The sequence below is a fragment of the Roseovarius sp. BRH_c41 genome (assembly GCF_000961715.1).
Classification (GTDB): Bacteria; Pseudomonadota; Alphaproteobacteria; order Rhodobacterales; family Rhodobacteraceae; genus Roseovarius.
In genome coordinates this window covers 13,383-33,056 of the sequence record NZ_LADY01000036.1, presented here as the reverse complement: position 1 = coordinate 33,056, position 19,674 = coordinate 13,383, and the positions used below count along the sequence as shown (strand labels likewise).

The 19,674-nt window shown below is 62.8% G+C and carries 20 protein-coding genes; 13 read left to right on the top strand and 7 right to left on the bottom strand.

Features of this window, described 5'->3' with window-relative positions; all coding sequences use genetic code 11:
* Position 1 precedes the first annotated feature (1 nt).
* Positions 2-1,051, top strand: coding sequence for a sn-glycerol-3-phosphate ABC transporter ATP-binding protein UgpC (ugpC, locus tag VR71_RS10935; RefSeq protein ID WP_045683824.1), 1,050 nt, complete (start codon positions 2-4; stop codon positions 1,049-1,051).
* Between the two features lie 249 nt (positions 1,052-1,300).
* Here the strand turns inward: ugpC and VR71_RS10930 are convergent, their stop codons facing one another.
* From VR71_RS10930 to VR71_RS10905, 6 genes are read right to left on the bottom strand one after another with little or no spacing between them, the layout of a single operon-like run.
* A complete protein-coding gene (locus VR71_RS10930) occupies positions 1,301-1,702 on the bottom strand; it encodes a Na+/H+ antiporter subunit G (protein ID WP_045683822.1) in 402 nt (133 codons plus the stop codon).
* Positions 1,703-1,712: 10 nt separating this feature from the next.
* Positions 1,713-1,982, bottom strand: a complete 270-nt coding sequence (locus VR71_RS10925) for a K+/H+ antiporter subunit F (protein WP_045683819.1) — start codon at positions 1,980-1,982, stop codon at positions 1,713-1,715.
* Positions 1,979-2,470: a Na+/H+ antiporter subunit E gene (locus tag VR71_RS10920; protein WP_045683817.1), complete on the bottom strand. Its 492-nt coding sequence runs from the start codon at positions 2,468-2,470 to the stop codon at positions 1,979-1,981. The genes VR71_RS10925 and VR71_RS10920 overlap by 4 nt, the downstream gene beginning before the upstream one ends.
* 13 nt (positions 2,471-2,483) lie before the next feature.
* Complete coding sequence (locus VR71_RS10915; protein ID WP_045683815.1) at positions 2,484-3,995, bottom strand: monovalent cation/H+ antiporter subunit D; 1,512 nt, start codon at positions 3,993-3,995, stop codon at positions 2,484-2,486.
* A complete protein-coding gene (locus tag VR71_RS10910) occupies positions 3,992-4,345 on the bottom strand; it encodes a Na+/H+ antiporter subunit C (RefSeq protein ID WP_009816486.1) in 354 nt (117 codons plus the stop codon). Before VR71_RS10910 ends, VR71_RS10915 begins: the two co-directional genes overlap by 4 nt.
* Before the next feature lies 1 nt (position 4,346).
* Positions 4,347-7,220, bottom strand: a complete 2,874-nt coding sequence (locus tag VR71_RS10905) for a monovalent cation/H+ antiporter subunit A (protein ID WP_045683813.1) — start codon at positions 7,218-7,220, stop codon at positions 4,347-4,349.
* A 218-nt stretch (positions 7,221-7,438) separates the two neighbouring features.
* On the opposite strand from VR71_RS10905, the gene ybgC reads away from it, so the two are divergent.
* The gene (gene ybgC / locus VR71_RS10900; RefSeq protein ID WP_296430213.1) at positions 7,439-7,825 is read left to right on the top strand and encodes a tol-pal system-associated acyl-CoA thioesterase; all 387 of its coding nucleotides are present in this window, start codon (positions 7,439-7,441) and stop codon (positions 7,823-7,825) included.
* Here the strand turns inward: ybgC and VR71_RS10895 are convergent.
* Positions 7,802-8,551, bottom strand: coding sequence for a redoxin domain-containing protein (locus VR71_RS10895; protein WP_296430211.1), 750 nt, complete (start codon positions 8,549-8,551; stop codon positions 7,802-7,804). The two genes, ybgC and VR71_RS10895, sit on opposite strands and share 24 nt — an antisense overlap.
* A 322-nt stretch (positions 8,552-8,873) precedes the next feature.
* On the opposite strand from VR71_RS10895, the gene VR71_RS10890 reads away from it, so the two are divergent.
* The 11 genes from VR71_RS10890 to VR71_RS10840 all read left to right on the top strand — a co-directional run bounded on the left by VR71_RS10890 (position 8,874) and on the right by VR71_RS10840 (position 19,586).
* Complete coding sequence (locus VR71_RS10890; RefSeq protein WP_045683811.1) at positions 8,874-9,602, top strand: response regulator transcription factor; 729 nt, start codon at positions 8,874-8,876, stop codon at positions 9,600-9,602.
* A gap of 159 nt (positions 9,603-9,761) precedes the next feature.
* Positions 9,762-10,457 (top strand): protein TolQ, encoded by a 696-nt coding sequence (tolQ, locus tag VR71_RS10885; protein ID WP_009816481.1) that lies wholly within the window; start codon positions 9,762-9,764, stop codon positions 10,455-10,457.
* Positions 10,458-10,460: 3 nt separating this feature from the next.
* Positions 10,461-10,934, top strand: a complete 474-nt coding sequence (gene tolR / locus VR71_RS10880) for a protein TolR (protein ID WP_009816480.1) — start codon at positions 10,461-10,463, stop codon at positions 10,932-10,934.
* 11 nt (positions 10,935-10,945) lie between these two features.
* Entirely contained in the window at positions 10,946-12,091 is a 1,146-nt protein-coding gene (locus VR71_RS10875; RefSeq protein ID WP_045683809.1) for an energy transducer TonB, read from the top strand.
* Entirely contained in the window at positions 12,088-13,413 is a 1,326-nt protein-coding gene (gene tolB / locus VR71_RS10870; protein ID WP_045683806.1) for a Tol-Pal system beta propeller repeat protein TolB, read from the top strand. Before VR71_RS10875 ends, tolB begins: the two co-directional genes overlap by 4 nt.
* A gap of 75 nt (positions 13,414-13,488) precedes the next feature.
* Complete coding sequence (gene pal / locus VR71_RS10865) at positions 13,489-14,007, top strand: peptidoglycan-associated lipoprotein Pal (RefSeq protein WP_045683804.1); 519 nt, start codon at positions 13,489-13,491, stop codon at positions 14,005-14,007.
* A 23-nt stretch (positions 14,008-14,030) separates the two neighbouring features.
* Positions 14,031-14,876, top strand: a complete 846-nt coding sequence (gene ybgF / locus VR71_RS10860) for a tol-pal system protein YbgF (RefSeq protein ID WP_009816476.1) — start codon at positions 14,031-14,033, stop codon at positions 14,874-14,876.
* Entirely contained in the window at positions 14,873-16,132 is a 1,260-nt protein-coding gene (gene tilS, locus VR71_RS10855; protein WP_045683803.1) for a tRNA lysidine(34) synthetase TilS, read from the top strand. The genes ybgF and tilS overlap by 4 nt, the downstream gene beginning before the upstream one ends.
* Positions 16,133-16,211: 79 nt before the next feature.
* Positions 16,212-18,134 carry an ATP-dependent zinc metalloprotease FtsH gene (gene ftsH / locus VR71_RS10850; protein WP_045683802.1) on the top strand — a complete coding sequence of 641 codons (1,923 nt, stop codon included), beginning with the start codon at positions 16,212-16,214 and terminating at the stop codon, positions 18,132-18,134.
* Positions 18,131-18,916: a methyltransferase domain-containing protein gene (locus VR71_RS10845; protein ID WP_296430209.1), complete on the top strand. Its 786-nt coding sequence runs from the start codon at positions 18,131-18,133 to the stop codon at positions 18,914-18,916. Before ftsH ends, VR71_RS10845 begins: the two co-directional genes overlap by 4 nt.
* A gap of 64 nt (positions 18,917-18,980) precedes the next feature.
* Positions 18,981-19,586, top strand: coding sequence for an MOSC domain-containing protein (locus VR71_RS10840; RefSeq protein ID WP_009816472.1), 606 nt, complete (start codon positions 18,981-18,983; stop codon positions 19,584-19,586).
* The last annotated feature ends 88 nt before the right edge of the window (positions 19,587-19,674 follow it).

The window sequence follows — 19,674 nt, the reverse complement described above, 5'->3', positions numbered from 1 at the left end:
TATGGCAACCGTATCCCTCGACACTATCAAGAAACGCTTTGGTCCGACCGAGGTCATTCAGGGTGTCAGCCTCGACGTGGCCGATGGAGAATTCATCGTCATCGTCGGACCCTCTGGCTGTGGCAAATCTACCCTCCTGCGCATGGTCGCGGGGCTCGAGACGATCACCGAGGGGGAATTGCGCATCGGCGACCGCCGCGCCAATGATCTCGAACCGATGGACCGCGACATCGCCATGGTGTTCCAGAATTACGCGCTCTATCCGCATATGAGCGTGGCGCAGAACATGGGCTATGGCCTCAAGATTGCGGGCCTGCCCAAAGCCGAGATCGCGACCAAGGTGGCTGACGCGGCCAAACTCCTGCAACTGACCGAACTCCTTGATCGCAAACCCCGGCAGCTTTCGGGCGGTCAGCGCCAGCGCGTCGCCATGGGGCGCGCCATCGTGCGCGCGCCCTCGGTGTTCCTGTTCGACGAACCGCTCTCAAATCTTGATGCCAAGCTGCGCGTGCAGATGCGGCTCGAAATCCGCGAATTACAGGCCAAGCTGGGCATTACATCGCTCTATGTCACCCATGATCAGGTCGAGGCGATGACCATGGCCGACCGCATGATCGTGATGAATGCAGGCCGCGCCGAACAGATCGGCACGCCTTTGGACGTTTATGAACGCCCCGCCACGCTCTTTGCCGCGCAGTTCATCGGCAGCCCGTCGATGAATGTGCTCGAGGTCGAGGGGCGCGACGGCGCGCTCTGGCTCGGCGACATGCGTCTGCCCAATCCCACGGGCCATATCGGTCCCGTCATGCTCGGGCTCAGACCCGAGCATCTGACGCCCGACCCAGAGGGCGCGATTGTGATGCAGGTCTTGCTCGCCGAACCCTTGGGTGCCAACACGCTGCTGCACGGCAAACTGGCCACGGGCCAAGGCTTTACCGCCAGCTTGCCGGGGGTGCATGCGCTCTCGCATGGTGGCGAGACCCTGCGACTCTCGATTTCGCCTGCCAATATGCATCTGTTTGACACGGCGACAGGCGCGCGGCTGGGGTGAGTTTGGCGTGAAGGCGACATTGGCCCCAATCTCCAAAGCGTGGAATCAAGGCGCGGTACGCGCCGCCGCGCAGCGCCCGTCCGCCCCCTCGGGCGGGCGCTTTTGCAACGTCACGACACACTGATCATGCAGAAGTATTTTGCAGGTATAAAGTGCGATCCGACGAGGTAGCAGCGCCCACCCGGCGGACGGGCACCGCGCGGCTCAACGCTTGGCGCCAATGTCGCCCTCACGCCAACGGCCTCTAACCTAGCGCGTCACCTCGTCTGCCTCCGCTGCCGCGGCCTCGATCCGCGCCCGTTCGGCATCGCTCTCATAACTGGCCCAAGGTCGATCCGTGCCAGTTGGCGGCAAATCGCCGGGTTTATGCAACAGATGCAGATGCGTCTTGGCAATGAAATGCCCGGTGATCGGCGCGGTCAGGAGCAGGAACAACACGATCATGAATTCGTGAAACGAAAGCTGCCCGACCTTGAAATAGAAAAACAACATCGAGGCAACCAACGCCCCGCCCACACCCAGGGTCGTCGCCTTGGTTGGCGCATGCAGCCGCATCATCGGATCCGGCAGCTTGATCAACCCAAATGACCCGACCAGGCCAAACACGCCGCTGATCACGAGGCAGGCCGAAATGAGAATATCCACTACCATGATCCGCCCCCTATTCGATGATATCGCCGCGCAGCAAAAAGCGCGTGTATGAAACAGTCGAGATAAAGCCGGTCATGGCAATGATCATCGAGGCCTCGAAATACATCGTCGTGCCCTTGAGAATGCCGAACAGCGCCAGCAATGCGATCATGTTCACCACCATCGTATCCAGCGCCAGAATCCGGTCACCCACGGTGGGCGAGCTGATCACCCGGAATATGTTGAGCAGCAATCCCAGCCCGAAACAGCCAAAGGCGAAAAAGAGCGCGTATTCGATCATTCGAAAATCTCCTTGAGCCTACGTTCATAGCGCGCCTTGATGTCATCGCGCACCGCATCCGGGTCAGGCGCATCCAGACAATGCACAAGCAGGCTGCGACCATCCGCCGACAGATCGCTCGACACCGTGCCCGGCGTCATGGTGATCGTGCCCGCCAGCACCGTGATCGCCTCCGGTGTCCGAAGCTCGAGCGGAATCGAAATCCAGGCTGGCTTGGTGTTGGCATTGGTCTTGAACAGGATGATCATCGCCACCTGCACATTGGCGACGCAGATATCCCAGAGCACGATCAGCACATATTCCACGATTCGCGGCAGGCTCGACAGGCGCGGTCGGTTGGGCCAGTAGGGCGAGGTGATCACCGGGATGATCAACCCGAGGATTGTTCCCAGCACCAGATTGCCAAAGGTCAGCTTGTTCACCAGCATCTGCCAGACCACGATCAGGGCCAGTGTCAGGAACGGATGGGGCAGGATCTTGCGCAGCATCGTCTTTCCTCTCTCAACCACCGTTCAACACGGCGGCGATATAGCCCTCGGGCGTGTGCAACTGCACCGCCGTCGCCTCGATATACCCCATCACCGGACCGGCCAGCACCGACAGCGCCACGATCCCGCCCAGCATCACAAAACACGCGACCAACGGCAACGCAGGTTGTGGGGCAGGGGCCGGTTCTTCGCCGGTCTCGGGCGCCACCTTCCAGAAAATCGCACTGCCGGCCTGACCAAAGCCCACGATCGCCACCAGCGAGGTGCCAAGGATCACGGCCCAGATCAACCAGACCTCATCCATCCCGCGCACGGCATCGAGAATGAGCAGCTTGCCGACGAATCCCGACAGCGGCGGCATCCCTGCCATAGCAATCGCCGCGCCAAAGAAGAGCGCCGCGATCATCCCGTGCTGCGCCATGCGTGGTCCGGGCTGCATCGCGCCGCCCATCGGCCCACGCCGCTCGCGCACCAGATCGACCACAAGGAACAAGAGCGCACCCGTCAGTGTCGAATGGATCATGTAATAGAGCGCCGCCGCCGTCGTCTCGGGCCGGAACCCGGACAGCGCAATCAGCATCGTGCCCATCGACCCGATAGCAGCGAACGCGGCCAGTCGCCCAAGGCGTTTCGCCCCGAGAATACCGACCATCCCAACCACCAGCGTGATCAACGCCGCATAGATCAACAACTGATCAATCAGATCGGCTGTCGCCCCCAGATCGGGGCCAAACACCAGCGTATACATCCGCAGGATCGAATAGGCCCCCACCTTGGTCATGATGGCAAAGAGGGCGGCCACCGGGGCAGGGGCCTCGGCATAGGTCTCAGGCAGCCAGAAATGCAGCGGCAAAAGCGCGGCCTTGATCGCAAAGACCAAGAGCAGGAGCACGGCACCGACGCGCAACAGCGCCCCATCCTCAACCGGAATTTCCGCCGCCCGCACCGCGAGATCGGCCATGTTGAGCGTGCCCGTCACCGCATAGAGCGTGCCAAGCGCAAAGAGAAACAGGGTCGAGCCAAGCAGATTGTAGATCACATATTGCACGCCCGCCTTCAGCCTGCGCCGCCCGCCGCCGTGGATCATCAGACCATAAGAGGCAATCAGCAGCACCTCAAAAAACACAAAGAGGTTGAACGCATCGCCGGTCAGAAACGCGCCGAAAATACCCATCAACTGAAACTGATAGAGCGCGTGAAAATTGTTGCCGCGTTGGTCCCATCCGGTGCCCACGGCATAGAGCAGCACCACCAGCGCCAGCACCGCCGTCACCAGCACCATCAGCGCCGACAACCGGTCGAGAACCAGAACGATGCCAAAGGGCGCGGGCCAGTTGCCCAGTTCATAGACCTCGATTGCCCCGCTTGATGCCTGCATCGTCAGGCCAATCGCCACCACCAGCACGGTCGCAACGCCTGCGATGGAAAACACCCGCTGCAAGGGTGGATGATGCCGCATTGCCAGCGTGAGGATCGCGGCCAGCACAGCAGGCAGCACGACCGGGGCAATAATCCAGTGGCTCATGCCTCATTCTCCTGCTCGGGCGGCGTCTCGGGGCCGATATTTACACTGTCGTCGCGCGACGAGAGAAACGATCCCAGCGCCAGCATCACCACGACGGCCGTCATGCCGAATGAAATCACGATGGCCGTCAGCACCAGCGCTTGCGGCAGCGGATCGGTATAGGTCTCAACCCCCTTTTGCAAAACGGGGGGCATATCGACCACCAGCCGCCCGGTGCCAAACAGGAACAGGTTGACCGCATAGCTGAGCAGGGAAATGCCGATGATCACCGGAAAACTGCGGAGCCGCAGCACCAGATAGAGCCCTCCGGCGGTCAAGAGGCCGATTGCGCTTGCAAACAAAAGTTCCATATCAGGCCTCCCCCTCGGACGGCGCGTCATTGCGGGCCGGGTTGATGTCCATCGGAAAGACGTTGACCGTTTCACCCGTGCGCCGCGCCATGCTCGACAGGCTGTTGAGCGCCAGCATCACAGCCCCGACCACAGTCAGGAACACGCCGGTGTCAAACGCCATGGCCGTGGCCCATTCGAATTCCTCGATGGGGGGGAAATGCAGATAGCCGTAATCCGACGTCAGGAACGGACGCCCGGCCAGCCAGGCGCCAATCCCGGTAACAGAGGCGATCAGAACCCCTACACCGATGGTCGCATGATAGGTCACACGCTGCCGCGACTCCGCCCAGGCAAAGCCCGAGGCCATGTATTGCATCAGAAACGCAATCGCCACGATCAGACCGGCGATAAACCCGCCGCCCGGCTCATTATGGCCGCGCAGGAATATATAGGCGCCCACCATCAGTGCGATGGGCATCATCACGCGGGTGGCGACCACCATCATCAGCGGGTGACGGTCACCCGCCTCGGCATAGCGCTGTGCCTTCCACGTCGACAGCCAGCGCCCACCGGGGCCCTTGAGCACGGTCTCGGTCAGCGCAAAAATCACTAGCGCTGCGATCCCCAGAACGATGATCTCGCCATAGGTATCAAAGCCACGGAAATCGACGAGAATCACATTGACCACATTGGTGCCGCCGCCGCCCTTGTAGGAATTGGCCAGATGAAAGACCGAAATGCTCTCGGCTGCGAAATCGCGCAGCAGAATGGCGTAGGTCAGGCCGGTAACGGCAACGCCACCCACCACGGCAATCGCCGCATCGCGCATCCGCCGTGCGACGCTGCTTTCGATCGGAGTCTCGCGCGGCAGGAAATTCAGCGCCAAGAGCAGAAGGATGATCGTCACCACTTCGACCGAGATTTGCGTCAGCGCAAGGTCCGGGGCCGAGAGATAGACAAAGCCCATCGACACGATCAGGCCCACAATCCCCATCAGCACCAGCGCCAGGAACCGGTTGCGATGGAACGCCACCAGACAGATCGTCGCCAGCACCAGCAAGAGCCAGCCAATCGCAGGCAGCATCGTAATCGGCAGGGGGTCCCGCGTCGCCTCGGCCATGCTGCCGCCGGTAAAGGCCAACAGGCCCGCGCCGATCACCGTCACCGCGAAAATCGCCCCGTTGCGCGTCAACGCGCCATTGTGGATGCCATCCGTCAGCACCGTGCTGAGCGCGGTGGCCGCACGCGTTACCGCGTCAAACATCACCTTGGCCTCGGGGCGTGGCGTGGCCTCCCACAGCCGCGCCAGCGGGCGATGCAACGCAAGCAGGACCGCGCCGCCGATCACCGCGATCACCGACATCCAGAAGGCGGGCACCAAGCCATGCAAATGATAAATCTTCACATGCGGATCTTCTTGCGTGACCGCATGCGCCGCAACCCGCACCAGATCCCCGGCAAAGGTCATGGGCATCAGGCCAATGAGGATCACCAGCACCGTCAGGAATGCGGGTGCGGCCCACATGCCAAATCCGGGATCATGTGGCTTGGCCGGATAATCGTCGCGCTTGGGGCCCAGAAACACATGCGCGATATAGCGAAACGAATAGGCAACCGAGAACAGCGCGCCCAGCGTTGCCACAGCCCCGATCAGCCAATAAGGCCCGATCCACTGCGTCTCGGCCACCTCGGCCAGCATCATTTCCTTGGAGAGGAACCCGTTGAGCGGCGGAATACCCGCCATCGACAGTGCCGCAATCGTGGCAATGGTAAAGGTGATCGGCATCAGATGCCGCAGACCGCCAAGGCGCTTGATATCGCGGGTATGCGCCTCGTGATCCACGATGCCTGCGGTCATAAAGAGCGCCGCCTTGAACGTCGCATGGTTGATGATGTGAAACATCGCGACCACCGCCGCCGCCTTGGTTCCAAGCCCCAAGAGCATGGTGATCAGGCCCAGATGACTGACCGTCGAAAAGGCCAAGAGCGCCTTCAGGTCATCCTTGAAGAGGGCAATCTTGGCCGCCATTACCATAGTGATGAGACCGGTCGAGGCGACGATCCAGAACCATTCCGGCGTTCCCGCCAGCACCGGCCACATCCGCGCCATCAGGAACAGGCCCGCCTTCACCATCGTCGCCGAATGCAGATAGGCCGAGACCGGCGTCGGTGCGGCCATCGCATGCGGCAGCCAGAAATGGAACGGAAACTGCGCCGATTTGGTGAAACAGCCCAAAAGGATCAGGATCAGCGCCGGCAGATACATCGGGCTTGCCTGTATCGCGTCCTTCTGCGTCAGGATCACGCTCAGGTCATAGCTTCCGGCGATATCCCCCAGGATCAGCATGCCCGCGATCATCGCAAGACCGCCCAGACCCGTCACCGTCAGCGCCATCCGCGCGCCCTGCCGCCCCTCGGGCAGATGTTTCCAATAGCCGATCAGCAAAAACGACGACAGCGAGGTCAGTTCCCAGAACACCAGCAGCAACAGGATATTGTCGCTCAGGACAATCCCCACCATCGCGCCCTGAAACAGCAGCAGATAGGTGTAAAACTGCCCCATCGGATCTTCGCGCGACAGATAGAACCGGGCATAGAGGATGATGAGCAGGCCGATGCCAAGGATCATGCCGGCAAACAGCAGCCCAAGCCCGTCCAGCATGAAATTCACGTTCAGACCCAAGGACGGCAGCCAGTCGATGCCAAACGTCAGCACTTCGCCACGCATCACCGCCGGGGCTGAAAGCAACAGCAAGATGAGCGCAAGGATCGTCGGAGCGGCGGTAAAGGCAGCGCAGGTGTTTCGCCCTGCCTGAATCATCAACCCCGGAAAAAGCGCACCCAAAAAGGGCAGCGCCGCGATGATCGGCAAAAAGCCTCCGGCGTTCTCCATGCGTGTCCTGCCCCCCTGTCCCTGTTATCTGCCTCGGCTACAGCACCACGTGGCGGGTGCAATTTTTGCGCCGTTTCAGTTGATCTCGCGTAATATACGGCCACCTCCGCGCGCCACAACCCAGCTTGTGACGATTTTCCACGTCGTGAAACCGCGGCTCTTGCGCGCAGCCCCGGAGGGTGCTTTGCTGCACCTGCATCCCAAACAGGACAGAGCCCGTGACCCGCCCGCCACATGTCTTTCCAATCCGCGTCTATTACGAGGATACCGACATGGGCGGGATCGTCTATCACGCCAATTACCTGAAGTTCATCGAACGCGCCCGCAGCGCATGGGTGCGCGACCTTGGCATTGATCAGAACGCCATGCGCGCGGCGGGCACGATTTTTGTGGTCCGCCGGGTCGAGATGGATTTTCTCGCCCCCGCGCGCTTCGACGATGTGCTCGAGGTCGAGACCCGCACCATCACTGTCACCGCCGCACGTCTGGTGATGGAACAGACCGTGACGCGCGGGACAGAGCGGCTCTTGCAGGCCGTGGTGACGGTGGTGTGCGTGGGGCCTTCTGGTCAGCCTGTGCGCTTACCCTTGCTTCTGCGTCCCTGACACCAGCCTGAGGTGGCTTTTCGGTTCGACCACCCGCAAATAGGGTGTGAGTCTTACCGAGTCAGAGGCGAAATGCCGTCTGACCTCGGAGTCCGGGAGCGTGTCAGGGACGATCACGAGATCCCCATGATCCCAGTCAGCGGGCGTGTACGCGCCGGTTCTATCGTGTAGCTGTATCGCCTTGGTCACGCGCAAAACCTCATCAATGTTGCGCCCGATATAGGTCGGATACTCAAAGATCAGCCGCACCTGCAAGGCCGGATCAATGAGAAAGCTCTTGCGGATTGGTCGTGACACCTCCTGCTTGTCATGAACCATCCCGAACAGCTGGGAAAGTTTCAGGTTTAGATCGCTCGCGCCGGGAAAATCGACGACACAGCCAAATAGCTTGTGGATATCCTCGTGCCAAGCGCGTTGGTCTTCGACCGTGGCCCCGGTCAGCGCCAGATTCTTGAGATTGATCGCCTGACACTCCGACGAACAATCGGCAAGGGCGGCAAGCTCGGTCGTACAAACCGACGTATAGGCGCCGGGATGGCTGAACAGATGGACCCAACTCCCCTCGGCCCAGTCCCAAAACCGCAACGGACCCTGGGTCGTATCCACAGTGAAATCAGGAAATGTGTCACCAATCTGCGGCAACCATTTAACGGAGCGCCGCAAAGAACTCGGCAGTCTGAGAACCTCGTTCCCCGGTCCGCGCGGGGTAAAGAACTGAATAGTCATAACATGCACCCCCATAGTCTTATGATTGTATCCCGTTGCGATCTGCAACACAGAGAGGATCATGTTCGATTGTGTCCACAATCGGGCGAAGCCGTTTAAGGTTATGTTTCCTAGGATTACCAAATGTTTTCTAGTGTGGGTTGTGCTCCAAAGATTACTTCTATATGCCTCTTCACGATTTTGTGAGTATCGGGACCAACCGGTCTGATCCCAGAGCGCCGCGGCATGTTCTTTTGTCCTCCGGCTTTCCGTTTTACCCCCCCCCATTTCGCCATCGGCACGCGCGCCGGAGAGGTGCGGGCAGACTCAAAGCGAGACAAGAATGCCACTCAGGGCTCTGGTTCTGGATGAGGACCGCACGACTCATTCGCTCGTGACAGACCGGCTTGCGGATGAGGGCTTCGAGACCGTTTCATGCGGCCCGGATGACAGCGTTCTGGCAACCGTCGAGCTGCATCAGGTTCACATCTGTCTGGTGGCGACCCGTTACCGTGGACTTGATGGTTATGAAATAGCGCGCGACCTGCGTCACAGATCCGCAGCGGGCGTGATCGTGATGGGCAACTCCAATGACGAGATCGACACGGTCATGGCGCTTGAAATGGGGGCCGACGATTACCTCGCCAAACCGATTCGCCCCAGAGAACTCTGCGCGCGGGTCCGCTCGGTGTTGCGTCGGACCGTGATCACACCGCTGCAAGAGGGCGGCGCGCGGCCCCTGCCTGATCGCTATTTACGCCGTGTCGACGACATGGAAATCTGCGGTGTGGTCCGCAGTGTCAATGTTTCAGGCCGTCTTGTCGACCTGACCACGCTCGAGTTCGACGTCCTGATGGTGCTCGCGTCCCATACGAATGCCATCTTGTCCCGCGACAAGATCATCAACTCCGTGCATGGCAGCGACTGGTCGATCAGCCACCGGTCGGTGGACGGGATTATCAGCCGCCTTCGCCGCAAACTCTTTGATAGTGATGAGGGCAACCGCCGCATCAAGACGGTGCACGGTCGCGGCTACATGCTGCTCGAAGCACAATCGGAAGGCAAAGCCTGAGCCGCGCGGCATGATCCGGCAATTATCCGCCTGATCCTTGCGCGAAATTCGCCTCAAACCCGCGTGAACCATCGGATGGTGTTGGCTTTCCCCATACAAATAGGATAGTTTGCCTCGCAATAAGGCCGGAAAACGGCCAGACACATAAAGAGCAGGCAAATGGAAGCAGAAACCCTGGCATTGGCACAGGAGATGGATTTCTCCATGTGGGCGCTTTTTGCGCGCGCCACCTTCATCGTCAAACTTGTGATGTTCATGTTGATCGTGGCCTCATTCTGGTCGTGGTCGATCATCATTCAAAAGATCATCGTCTACCGCAAGGCCCGGCTCGAAGCCGAAATCTTCGACCGCCGCTTCTGGTCCGGAGAGCCGCTCGATGGCCTCTTCGACGAAATCGGCCCCGATCCCGCCGGACAATCCGAGAGGATTTTCGCCGCCGGGATGATGGAATGGCGGCGTAGTCACCGCAATGACGGCAATCTGATCGCCGGGGCCACGGCGCGGATCGACCGCAGCATGGATGTGGCCATCGCCAAGGAATCCGAAGGGCTCCAGAGCGGGCTTCAGGTGCTGGCGACAGTCGGCTCCACCGCACCCTTCATCGGCCTGTTCGGCACGGTCTGGGGCATCATGCACGCCTTCATCGAGATTGCCGAGCAGCAGAATACCAACCTTGCCGTCGTCGCACCGGGCATCGCAGAGGCGCTCTTGGCCACCGGCCTTGGCCTCATTGCGGCCATTCCGGCGGTGATCTTCTACAACAAGCTGAGTGCCGATGCCGACCGCATCGTTGCGGGATACGAGGCCTTTGCCGACGAATTCGCCACCATCCTCAGCCGACAGTTGGACAGCTAGAGCATGGGCGCGGGTGTCGTTCAGAAATCGGGCGATCAAGGGCGTCGCAGGCGCGGGCGCGGCCGCTCGCGTCCGATGGCAGAAATCAACGTCACGCCCTTTGTGGACGTGATGTTGGTGCTTTTGATCATCTTCATGGTCGCCGCGCCGCTCATGGTGGTGGGCGTGCCCGTGGAATTGCCCAAGACCGCCGCGAATTCCCTCCCAAGCGAGGAAGAAGAGCCGTTGACCGTCACCGTCACCGCCGACGGTGTCGTGATGATCCAGACCACAGAGGTGCCGCGTGACGAGTTGATCGCCCGCCTGCGCGCCATCGCCACCGAGCGCGACAGCACGCGGGTTTTCCTGCGCGCAGACGGGGCTGTGCCCTACCTCGAAGTGATGCAGGTCATGGGCGCGCTCAATCGCGGCGGCTTTGGCAATATCGGGCTGGTCACAGATGCTGGCGGCCCGGCGCTTGACGGGCAGGGCGGCTAGGGGCGCATCTGGTGAACACCGGACAGATCATATCGGGCGTGGGCCATCTGGCATTGATCAGCTGGGCCCTGTTCGGGGGCGTGTTCCGCTCTGATCCACCACCCTTCGAGGTGGTCGAAGCCACGACCATTTCCACCGAAGACTTTGCCGCCCTCGTCGAGCGCTCGACCTCGCCCGAGGCCGTCGCCAATGTCGACACCCCAGAGCCCCCCGCGCCGGGCGATGCCGCCCCGCCGCTTGCCTCTACGCCGGATGCCGCTCCCGAGAGCACGCCGCCCGAGGTTCAGGAAAGCGCGCCGCCCGATCCCGCGCCGGATGTGTCCGAGATCACCCCACCCGCGCCCGCCGAGGTTGAAGACACTGCTCCTGTGATGGACGTGCCGCAAGAGGACGTGGCCGTCGTGGTGCCCGAGGTCTCGCCCCGCCCCAAGCCGCGCCCCGTCCCCCGCGTCGCCCCCGAGGCCGTGGCACCGCCAGAGCCGGATGTGCGCATCGACGATGTGGCGCAACCCGACGTCACCCCCGACGAAGGGGCCGAAGTTCAGGAAGAACCGTCCGAGGCCACCGCCCCCGAAGAGGCCGCAACCGAGATCGTGACCGAGGCCGAAGAGCCGGAGCAATCCGCGCCCACCTCCTCGCTGCGCCCCAAACCACGCCCCGCGCGCCCCGTCGAGCAGGCCGAAACCCCGGCCCCCGCCGAGACCCCGGAACCCACCGCGACAGAGACACCGAAACCCACCCCCACCGCGCCCGCCACCGATCAGAGCGCCGTCAATGACGCGCTTGCCGCCGCCCTTGGCGCCAGCCAGCAGACCGACACCGCCCCCAGCGGCCCGCCTCTGACATCGGGCGAAAAGGACGCCCTCCGCGTCGCCGTGCAGCAATGCTGGAACGTGGGCTCTCTCAGCACCGAGGCGCTGGGCACAACGGTTGTGGTTTCGGTCCGAATGGGCGAGGATGGCAGGCCAGACAATGGCTCGATCCGCATGGACAGTTTCTCGGGTGGCGCTGACGCTGCGGCCCGTCAGGCCTTCGAGGCCGCCCGCCGCGCCATCATTCGTTGCGGTGCCAATGGATTTAACCTACCTGCTGACAAATACGATCAGTGGCGTGACATCGAAATGACATTCAATCCGGAGAGTATGAGGATCAAATGATGCGCTTTATGATGACCCTCCTTGCAGCCCTCACGCTTTGGGCCATGCCCGCACTGGCGCAGGGCAACGGCCCACTTCGGATCGAGATCACAGAAGGTGTGATCGAACCGATGCCCTTTGCCGTGCCCGATTTCGTGTCGGACAGCGCGGCTGGTCAGGAACTCGGCCGTAACATCGCCAGCGTGATCGCCGCCGACCTTTCGGGCACCGGCCTCTTTCGCCAGATCCCCTCCGAGGCGCATATCAGCCGGATCACCAGCTTCGAAAGCCCGGTGCAATATGCCGACTGGCGCGCGGTCAACGCGCAGGCGCTGATCACGGGCGCTGTCAGCACCGATGGGGCCGGGCGCATCGTGGCGAAATTCCGCATCTATGATGTCTATTCCGGTCAGGAACTGGGCTCCGGACAGCAATTGGTCGGCACACAGGACGGTTGGCGGCGCATCGCCCACAAGGTTGCCGATCAGGTCTACAGCCGGATCACCGGCGAGGGCGGCTATTTCGACAGCCGCGTTGTGTTTGTCGCCGAAAGCGGCCCCAAGGACCAGCGCGCCAAGCGACTGGCGATCATGGATTATGACGGGGCCAACACGCAATATCTGACGGATAGTGCCAGCATCGTTCTGGCACCCCGCTTTTCACCCACTGGCGACCGGGTGCTCTATACCAGCTACGAGACCGGCTTTCCGCGGATCTATGTCCTTGACGTCGCCAATGTTGGCCGCCGTGAATTGCCCACCCTCGATGGCACGATGAGCTTCGCCCCCCGCTTTGCCCCCAATGGGCGCACCGTGGTCTATTCCTTGACCCAGGGCGGCAACACCGATCTCTACACCATGGACATCGGAAGCGGGGCCAGCACCCGGCTGACCACCGCCCCCTCGATCGAAACCGCGCCCAGCTATAACCCGGACGGCAGCCAGATCGTGTTCGAGAGCGACCGCTCCGGCACACCGCAGCTCTATGTCATGGCCGCAGGCGGCGGCGAGGCCCGGCGCATCAGCTTTGGCGAGGGGCGCTACGGCACGCCCGTCTGGTCGCCGCGAGGCGATCTCGTGGCCTTCACCAAGCAATCCAAGGGCCGGTTCCACATCGGCGTCATGCGCACCGATGGCAGCGAAGAACGCCTGCTCACCGCCTCTTTCCTCGACGAAGGCCCGACATGGGCGCCCAATGGCCGCGTGATCATGTTCACCCGCGAGACCCAAGGCGCGCAGGGTCAGGCCAGCCTCTATTCGGTGGACATCACCGGGCGCAACCTCAAGGCCGTGCCCACCAACACCGGGGCGAGCGACCCGTCGTGGTCGCCGCTCCAGAATTGAACAGACAAGGCCTGCGTTTCCTTGGGGCGCGGGCTGTGATATTAACGGCCAAGGCAGAAACCGAATGGGGCTAAAATGACCTATCTGAGCAAGACACTGATCTTCTGTGCAGGGCTGGCACTGGCCGCCTGTACCAATCCCGATCGCTTCGACAACGGCAATTCCGTCGATCTCAATAACGGCGCCGGCGCCGGGGCTGGCCTTGCAGGGTCGGCGCAGGACCCGACTTCGGCCGCCTATTTCCAGCAGGCCGTTGGCGACCGCGTGCTGTTTGAGGTGGACCAATCCACCCTCAATGCAACGGCACAATCCACGCTTGCCGGTCAGGCCAACTGGCTGATGACCAATCGCGATTTCACCGCCGTGATCGAAGGCCACGCCGACGAGCAGGGCACCCGCGAATACAACCTCGCGCTGGGTGCGCGCCGCGCCAACGCCGTGCAGGAATATCTCATCAGCCAGGGCGTCGCCTCCAACCGTCTGCGCGTCGTCAGCTTTGGCAAGGAACGCCCGATCGAGATTTGCAGCAACGAGGCCTGCTACACCAAGAACCGCCGCGCGGTCACCGTGCTCGCCGCGGGTCTGGGCAGCTGAACGAACTGAGAGAGGGCAGAACCATGCGCCGTTTCGCGTTTCTTCTGGCCGCTGGCCTCTTTGTCGCGCCCTATGGGGCTGTCGCGCAATCGGATCAGACCTTGGCCGATATCCGACAGGAACTGTCGGTCCTTTACGTGACCTTGCAGCATCTCAAGCGCGAACTCAGCACCACCGGCGGCGCGGGGCAACTCGGCGGCGGTGGCTCGCTCGTGGACCGCGTGAATGCCATCGAAAGCGAGGTACAGCGCCTCACCTCCAAGACCGAAGAGCTGGAATTCCGCATCGACCGCGTGGTGTCTGACGGCACCAATCGCGTGGGCGATCTGGAATTCCGCCTCTGCGAACTGGAACCGGCCTGCGACATCGCCACGCTGGAGCCGGGCAGCACTCTGGGCGGGGTTGATCCGGTGACAGCGGGCGGCGGCACCGCCGCTCTGCCATCACCGTCGACCCCCACGCCCACTGACAATGCCCCCCAACTTGCAATCGGCGAAAAGGACGATTTCGAGCGCGCCGAGGCCGCCTTGCAGGCCGGCAACCACGATGAGGCGGCGGCAGGGTTTGCCACCTTCCTCTCCACCTATCCGGGCAGCCCGCTGTCGGGCCGGGCCGGTCTTCTGCGCGGCGAGGCGCTTGAGGCATCGGGCCAACAAAGCGAGGCCGCGCGCGCCTATCTCGACAGCTTCAGCGCTGCCCCCGACGGCGCAGAGGCCCCGGAATCCCTCTTTCGTCTGGGCCGCGCGCTTGGCCGTCTGGGCCAGACCCAAGAGGCCTGCGTGACCCTCGCCCAAGTGGCGGCGCGCTATCCCACGGCGGCGGCCGTTGCCTCCGCGCAAACCGAGATGAGCCGCCTGGGCTGTTCGTGACACCGCCCGATGCGCGGCTCCGCGACCGTGTCGCGGCCTGTTTTGCAGGGCATCCGCCGCCCCGGCTCGGGGTGGCGGTCTCCGGCGGAAGCGATTCGCTGGCGCTCCTCCATCTCCTCCATGACTGGCAGCGCGCAGGCGGCCCGGCCCTTGCCGCTGTCACCGTCGATCACGGCCTGCGCCCCGAGGCGGGGGCCGAGGCCGCAGAGGTGGCGCATATCTGCGCCCGCCTCAATGTGCCGCACCACACTCTGCATTGGCAGGGCTGCGGCGGGTCCGGCAATCTGCCCGACCGCGCGCGCCGCGCCCGCTACACGCTCATGTCGGACTGGGCCGCAGCGCAGGGCCTGACCGACATCGCCATCGGCCATACTCAGGACGATCTTGCCGAAACCTTCCTGATGCGGCTGGCGCGCGGCGCGGGGGTGGACGGTCTCGCCGCCATGCGCCCGCGCTGGACCCAAGAGGGCGTGACCTTTCATCGCCCGCTCCTGGGTCTTGCCCGCGAAGCCCTGCGCGACCATCTTCGCGGGCTGAGGCAGACGTGGATTGACGACCCTACAAATGTGGACACGTCTTATCTTCGCCCGCGCGCGCGCGAAATCCTCGCGGCTCTGGCCCCTCTGGGCCTGGATGCCGCAACCCTTGCCGAAGTGGCGTACAATCTGTCGGACGCGCGCACTGCGCTCTCTCACACCACCCACGCCGCTGCCCGCACGCTCACCCGTGGTGAGGCAGGCGACCTGCTCATTGATCACGCGGGCTTTGCCAATCTGCCCGATGAGATCGCCCGCCGCCTGCTGCATGGCGCGCTCCAGTGGCTGACCGGGGCGGAGTATCCGCCGCGTGGCGCGGCCCTGTCCGCCCTGCTCGCAGCGGCGCGCGCAGGCCAGACCATGACCCTGCAGGGCGGCCTGCTTTTGCCTGCCAAATCCGGTCACCTGCGCCTCACGCGCGAATATGACGCGGTCAAGGATCTGCGCACGCCCGCAACCGCCCTGTGGGACACTCGCTGGCAGGCAATCGGCCCGTCAGATCCTGCCGATATCGAGATTGCGGCCCTCGGTCCTGCGGGCCTGAGCGCCTGCCCCGATTGGCGTCTCAGCGGCCTGCCGCATGCGTCTGCCTTGGCAACACCCGGTCTCTGGCAGGGCGATTCCCTGATTGCCGCACCCCTCATGGGCTGGCCGAACGGCTGGGCCTTAACCCTGCGCCGCGACCGGGACAATCTGCTGATGGCGCTATTATCTCATTGAAGATAGGCCCGTGATCTCTATTTATGATCCACGCACCCTGTGCTAGACGCACGGGAATACGAATTTTGGGAGAGAACCCTTGGGTAACGCAAGAAATATCGCCTTCTGGCTGGTGCTGTTCCTGTTGATCCTCGCGCTGTTCAACCTGTTCAGTGGCTCGGGCAACACACTCCAGAGCCGCGCGGTGCCATATTCCGATTTTGTCGAGGCAGTTGACAGCGGTGCCGTGAGCCAGGTGACACTGGATGGCGAAACCGTCCGCTATCGCGGCGCGGATGGTCAGGACTACGCCACGATCAAGCCCGAGGATGCAGAAATCACCCAACGCCTGATCGACGCAGGTATCCCGGTCAAGGCCGAGAGCCAGCAGCAATCCGGCTTTCAGACCTTCCTGGTCTCGCTCCTGCCTTTCCTCCTGTTGATCGGCGTCTGGATCTATTTCATGAACCGCATGCAGGGCGGCGGCAAGGGCGGCGCGATGGGCTTTGGCAAATCCAAGGCCAAGATGCTGACCGAAAAGCATGGCCGCGTGACCTTTGACGATGTGGCCGGCATTGACGAGGCCAAGGAAGAGCTTGAGGAAATCGTTGAATTCCTGCGCAACCCGCAGAAATTCTCGCGCCTCGGCGGCAAGATCCCCAAGGGCGCGCTGCTTGTTGGCCCGCCGGGCACCGGTAAAACCCTGCTGGCACGCGCGATTGCAGGCGAGGCGGGCGTGCCGTTCTTCACCATCTCAGGCTCTGACTTTGTGGAAATGTTCGTCGGCGTCGGGGCATCCCGTGTGCGCGACATGTTCGAGCAGGCCAAGAAGAACGCGCCCTGTATCGTCTTTATCGACGAGATTGACGCCGTCGGTCGCCACCGCGGTGCGGGTTATGGCGGCGGCAACGATGAGCGGGAACAGACGCTGAACCAGCTCCTTGTCGAGATGGACGGGTTCGAGGCCAACGAAGGCGTGATCATCATCGCGGCCACCAACCGCAAGGACGTGCTTGATCCCGCGCTCCTGCGTCCCGGTCGCTTTGACCGTCAGGTCACCGTGCCCAACCCCGACATCAAGGGCCGCGAGAAAATCCTCAACGTGCATGCCCGCAAGACGCCGCTTGGCCCCGATGTGGACCTGCGCCTGATTGCACGCGGCACGCCGGGCTTCTCGGGGGCGGACCTTGCCAATCTCGTCAACGAGGCGGCGCTGACTGCCGCGCGTGTGGGCCGCCGCTTTGTCACCATGGTCGATTTCGAGAACGCCAAGGACAAGGTGATGATGGGGGCCGAGCGCCGCTCGATGGTCCTGACCGACGACCAAAAGGAAAAAACCGCCTATCACGAGGCCGGGCATGCCGTCGTGGGCCTCGCCCTGCCGAAATGCGATCCTGTGTATAAGGCCACGATCATCCCGCGCGGTGGCGCCCTCGGCATGGTGGTCAGCCTGCCCGAGATCGACCGCCTCAACTGGCACCGCTCGGAATGCGAAGAGAAACTCGCCATGACCATGGCGGGCAAGGCTGCCGAAATCCTCAAATACGGCGAGGATAACGTGTCCAACGGTCCCGCAGGCGACATTCAGCAGGCCAGCGGCCTGGCGCGCGCCATGGTGATGCGCTGGGGCATGTCCGACAAGGTCGGCAATATCGACTATGAACAGGCGCACGAAGGCTACATGGGCAACGGCGCGGGTGGCTTCTCGATTTCCGCTCATACCAAAGAGCTGATCGAGGAAGAGGTCAAACGCCTGATCGACGAGGCCTATATCCGCGCCAAGAAGATCCTAACCGACCGTCAAGAGGATTGGGAGCGTCTGGCACAGGGCCTTTTGGAATACGAAACCCTGACCGGCGAGGAAATCAAGCGCGTCATGCGCGGCGAGCCGCCCGCGGCGGATGATGACGATGATGGCACGGCAGAGGCCACCAAACCCTCTGTCACCGCCATCCCCAAGACCAAGCCCAAATCCACGCCTGGCACCGGTGACGGCGGGCTGGAGCCAGAGCCCTCGACGTGAGCACGACTCCCGCGAAACAAGACTGGAATCCCGGAGCCTATGCAAGGTTCCGGGATCAACGTCTGCGCCCCGCCCTCGATCTCTTGAACGCGGTCGGGCAAATGGGTGCGGGCGATGTGGTCGATCTCGGCTGTGGCAATGGCGTGATGGCCGAGGCGCTGCGCGCCCGTGCGGGCAATCGAACGGTGGTCGGTGTCGATGCCAGCCCGGCGATGCTCGAAAAGGCCCGCGCGGCCGGGGGCTATGACGCGCTGCAACAGGGCGACATCGCCGATTGGCACCCGCGCCGCGCGCCGGGTCTGATCTATTCCAATGCGGCCCTGCATTGGGTTGGCAATCACGAGGCGCTGATGCCCCGGCTGGTGCGCATGCTGGGCAAGGGGGGCACGCTCGCCGTGCAGATGCCGCATCAGAACAAGGCACCGTCCCACCGCGTCTGGCTCTCGCTCGCCGAAGAACTGTTTGACGGCCGAGTCGAGAAAATGGGCACTCCCGGCGTGATGACCCCAATCAGATACGAGGAACTGTTGGCCCCCCTCGGTCAATTCCGCCTCTGGGAAACCGACTATTACCAACGCCTCACCGCAGAACCCGGCAGCCATCCGGTGCGCCGCTACACCGAGAGCACCTATGCCCGCCCAGTGCTGGCCGCCCTCGAGCCGGAGGAAAAGGCCGATCTCATCCGCCGCTACGAAGAGGTGATGCACACCGCCTATCCGGTCCGCGCCGATGGCACCGTGCTCTTTCCCTTCCGCCGCCTGTTCTTTACGCTCACAGTCTGAGCCGCAGGGCGAGCGACCCTGCGGGGCGAGTATTTGTCACCAAGAAAAAACGGGGCGCGCACCAATGCCTGCATTGATCCCAACCGAGTATGAGGCTCGACTCACATGGTTGGGCCGGGTTGCCCAGCGCGACACCACGCTCGAAGCGGAACCGCTCGACGCCGTGGACGTGACCTTCGCCGGCATCGCAGGCGAGGACCACGCGGGCTTGACGCGTCCCTCCTGTAGTCGCGTGCTGTCACAACATCCCCGCAACACCGAGATCCGCAATGTGCGGCAATTCTCGGTGCTCTCGGTCGAAGAGCTCACAGCCATCGCCGCGACCATGGGCATCGCGCGGCTCGACCCGGCATGGCTCGGGGCGTCGTTGGTGATCGAGGGTATTCCCGATCTCAGCCACCTGCCGCCTTCGTCGCGCCTGCAAGGGCCGGATGGGGTGACTTTGGTGGTGGATATGGAAAACCGCCCCTGCCAATTGCCCGCCAAGGTGATCGAGGGATACGCGCCGGGCTTTGGGGCGCGGTTCAAGCGCGCGGCCTCGGGGCGGCGCGGCGTCACCGCTTGGGTCGAGCGTGAGGGACGGCTCAGCCGCGGCGATACCCTGCGCCTGCATATTCCCGATCAACCGATCTGGTCCGAGCTGTCGCGTGCCCGTGGCAGCCTGCTCTGAAAGTCCCCAAAATCGTTTCCGATCCGACACAGACTGCGACAGCCCGCCGCAACCACGGGTCCATGTGTCGGATTCGCATGCTGTGGGA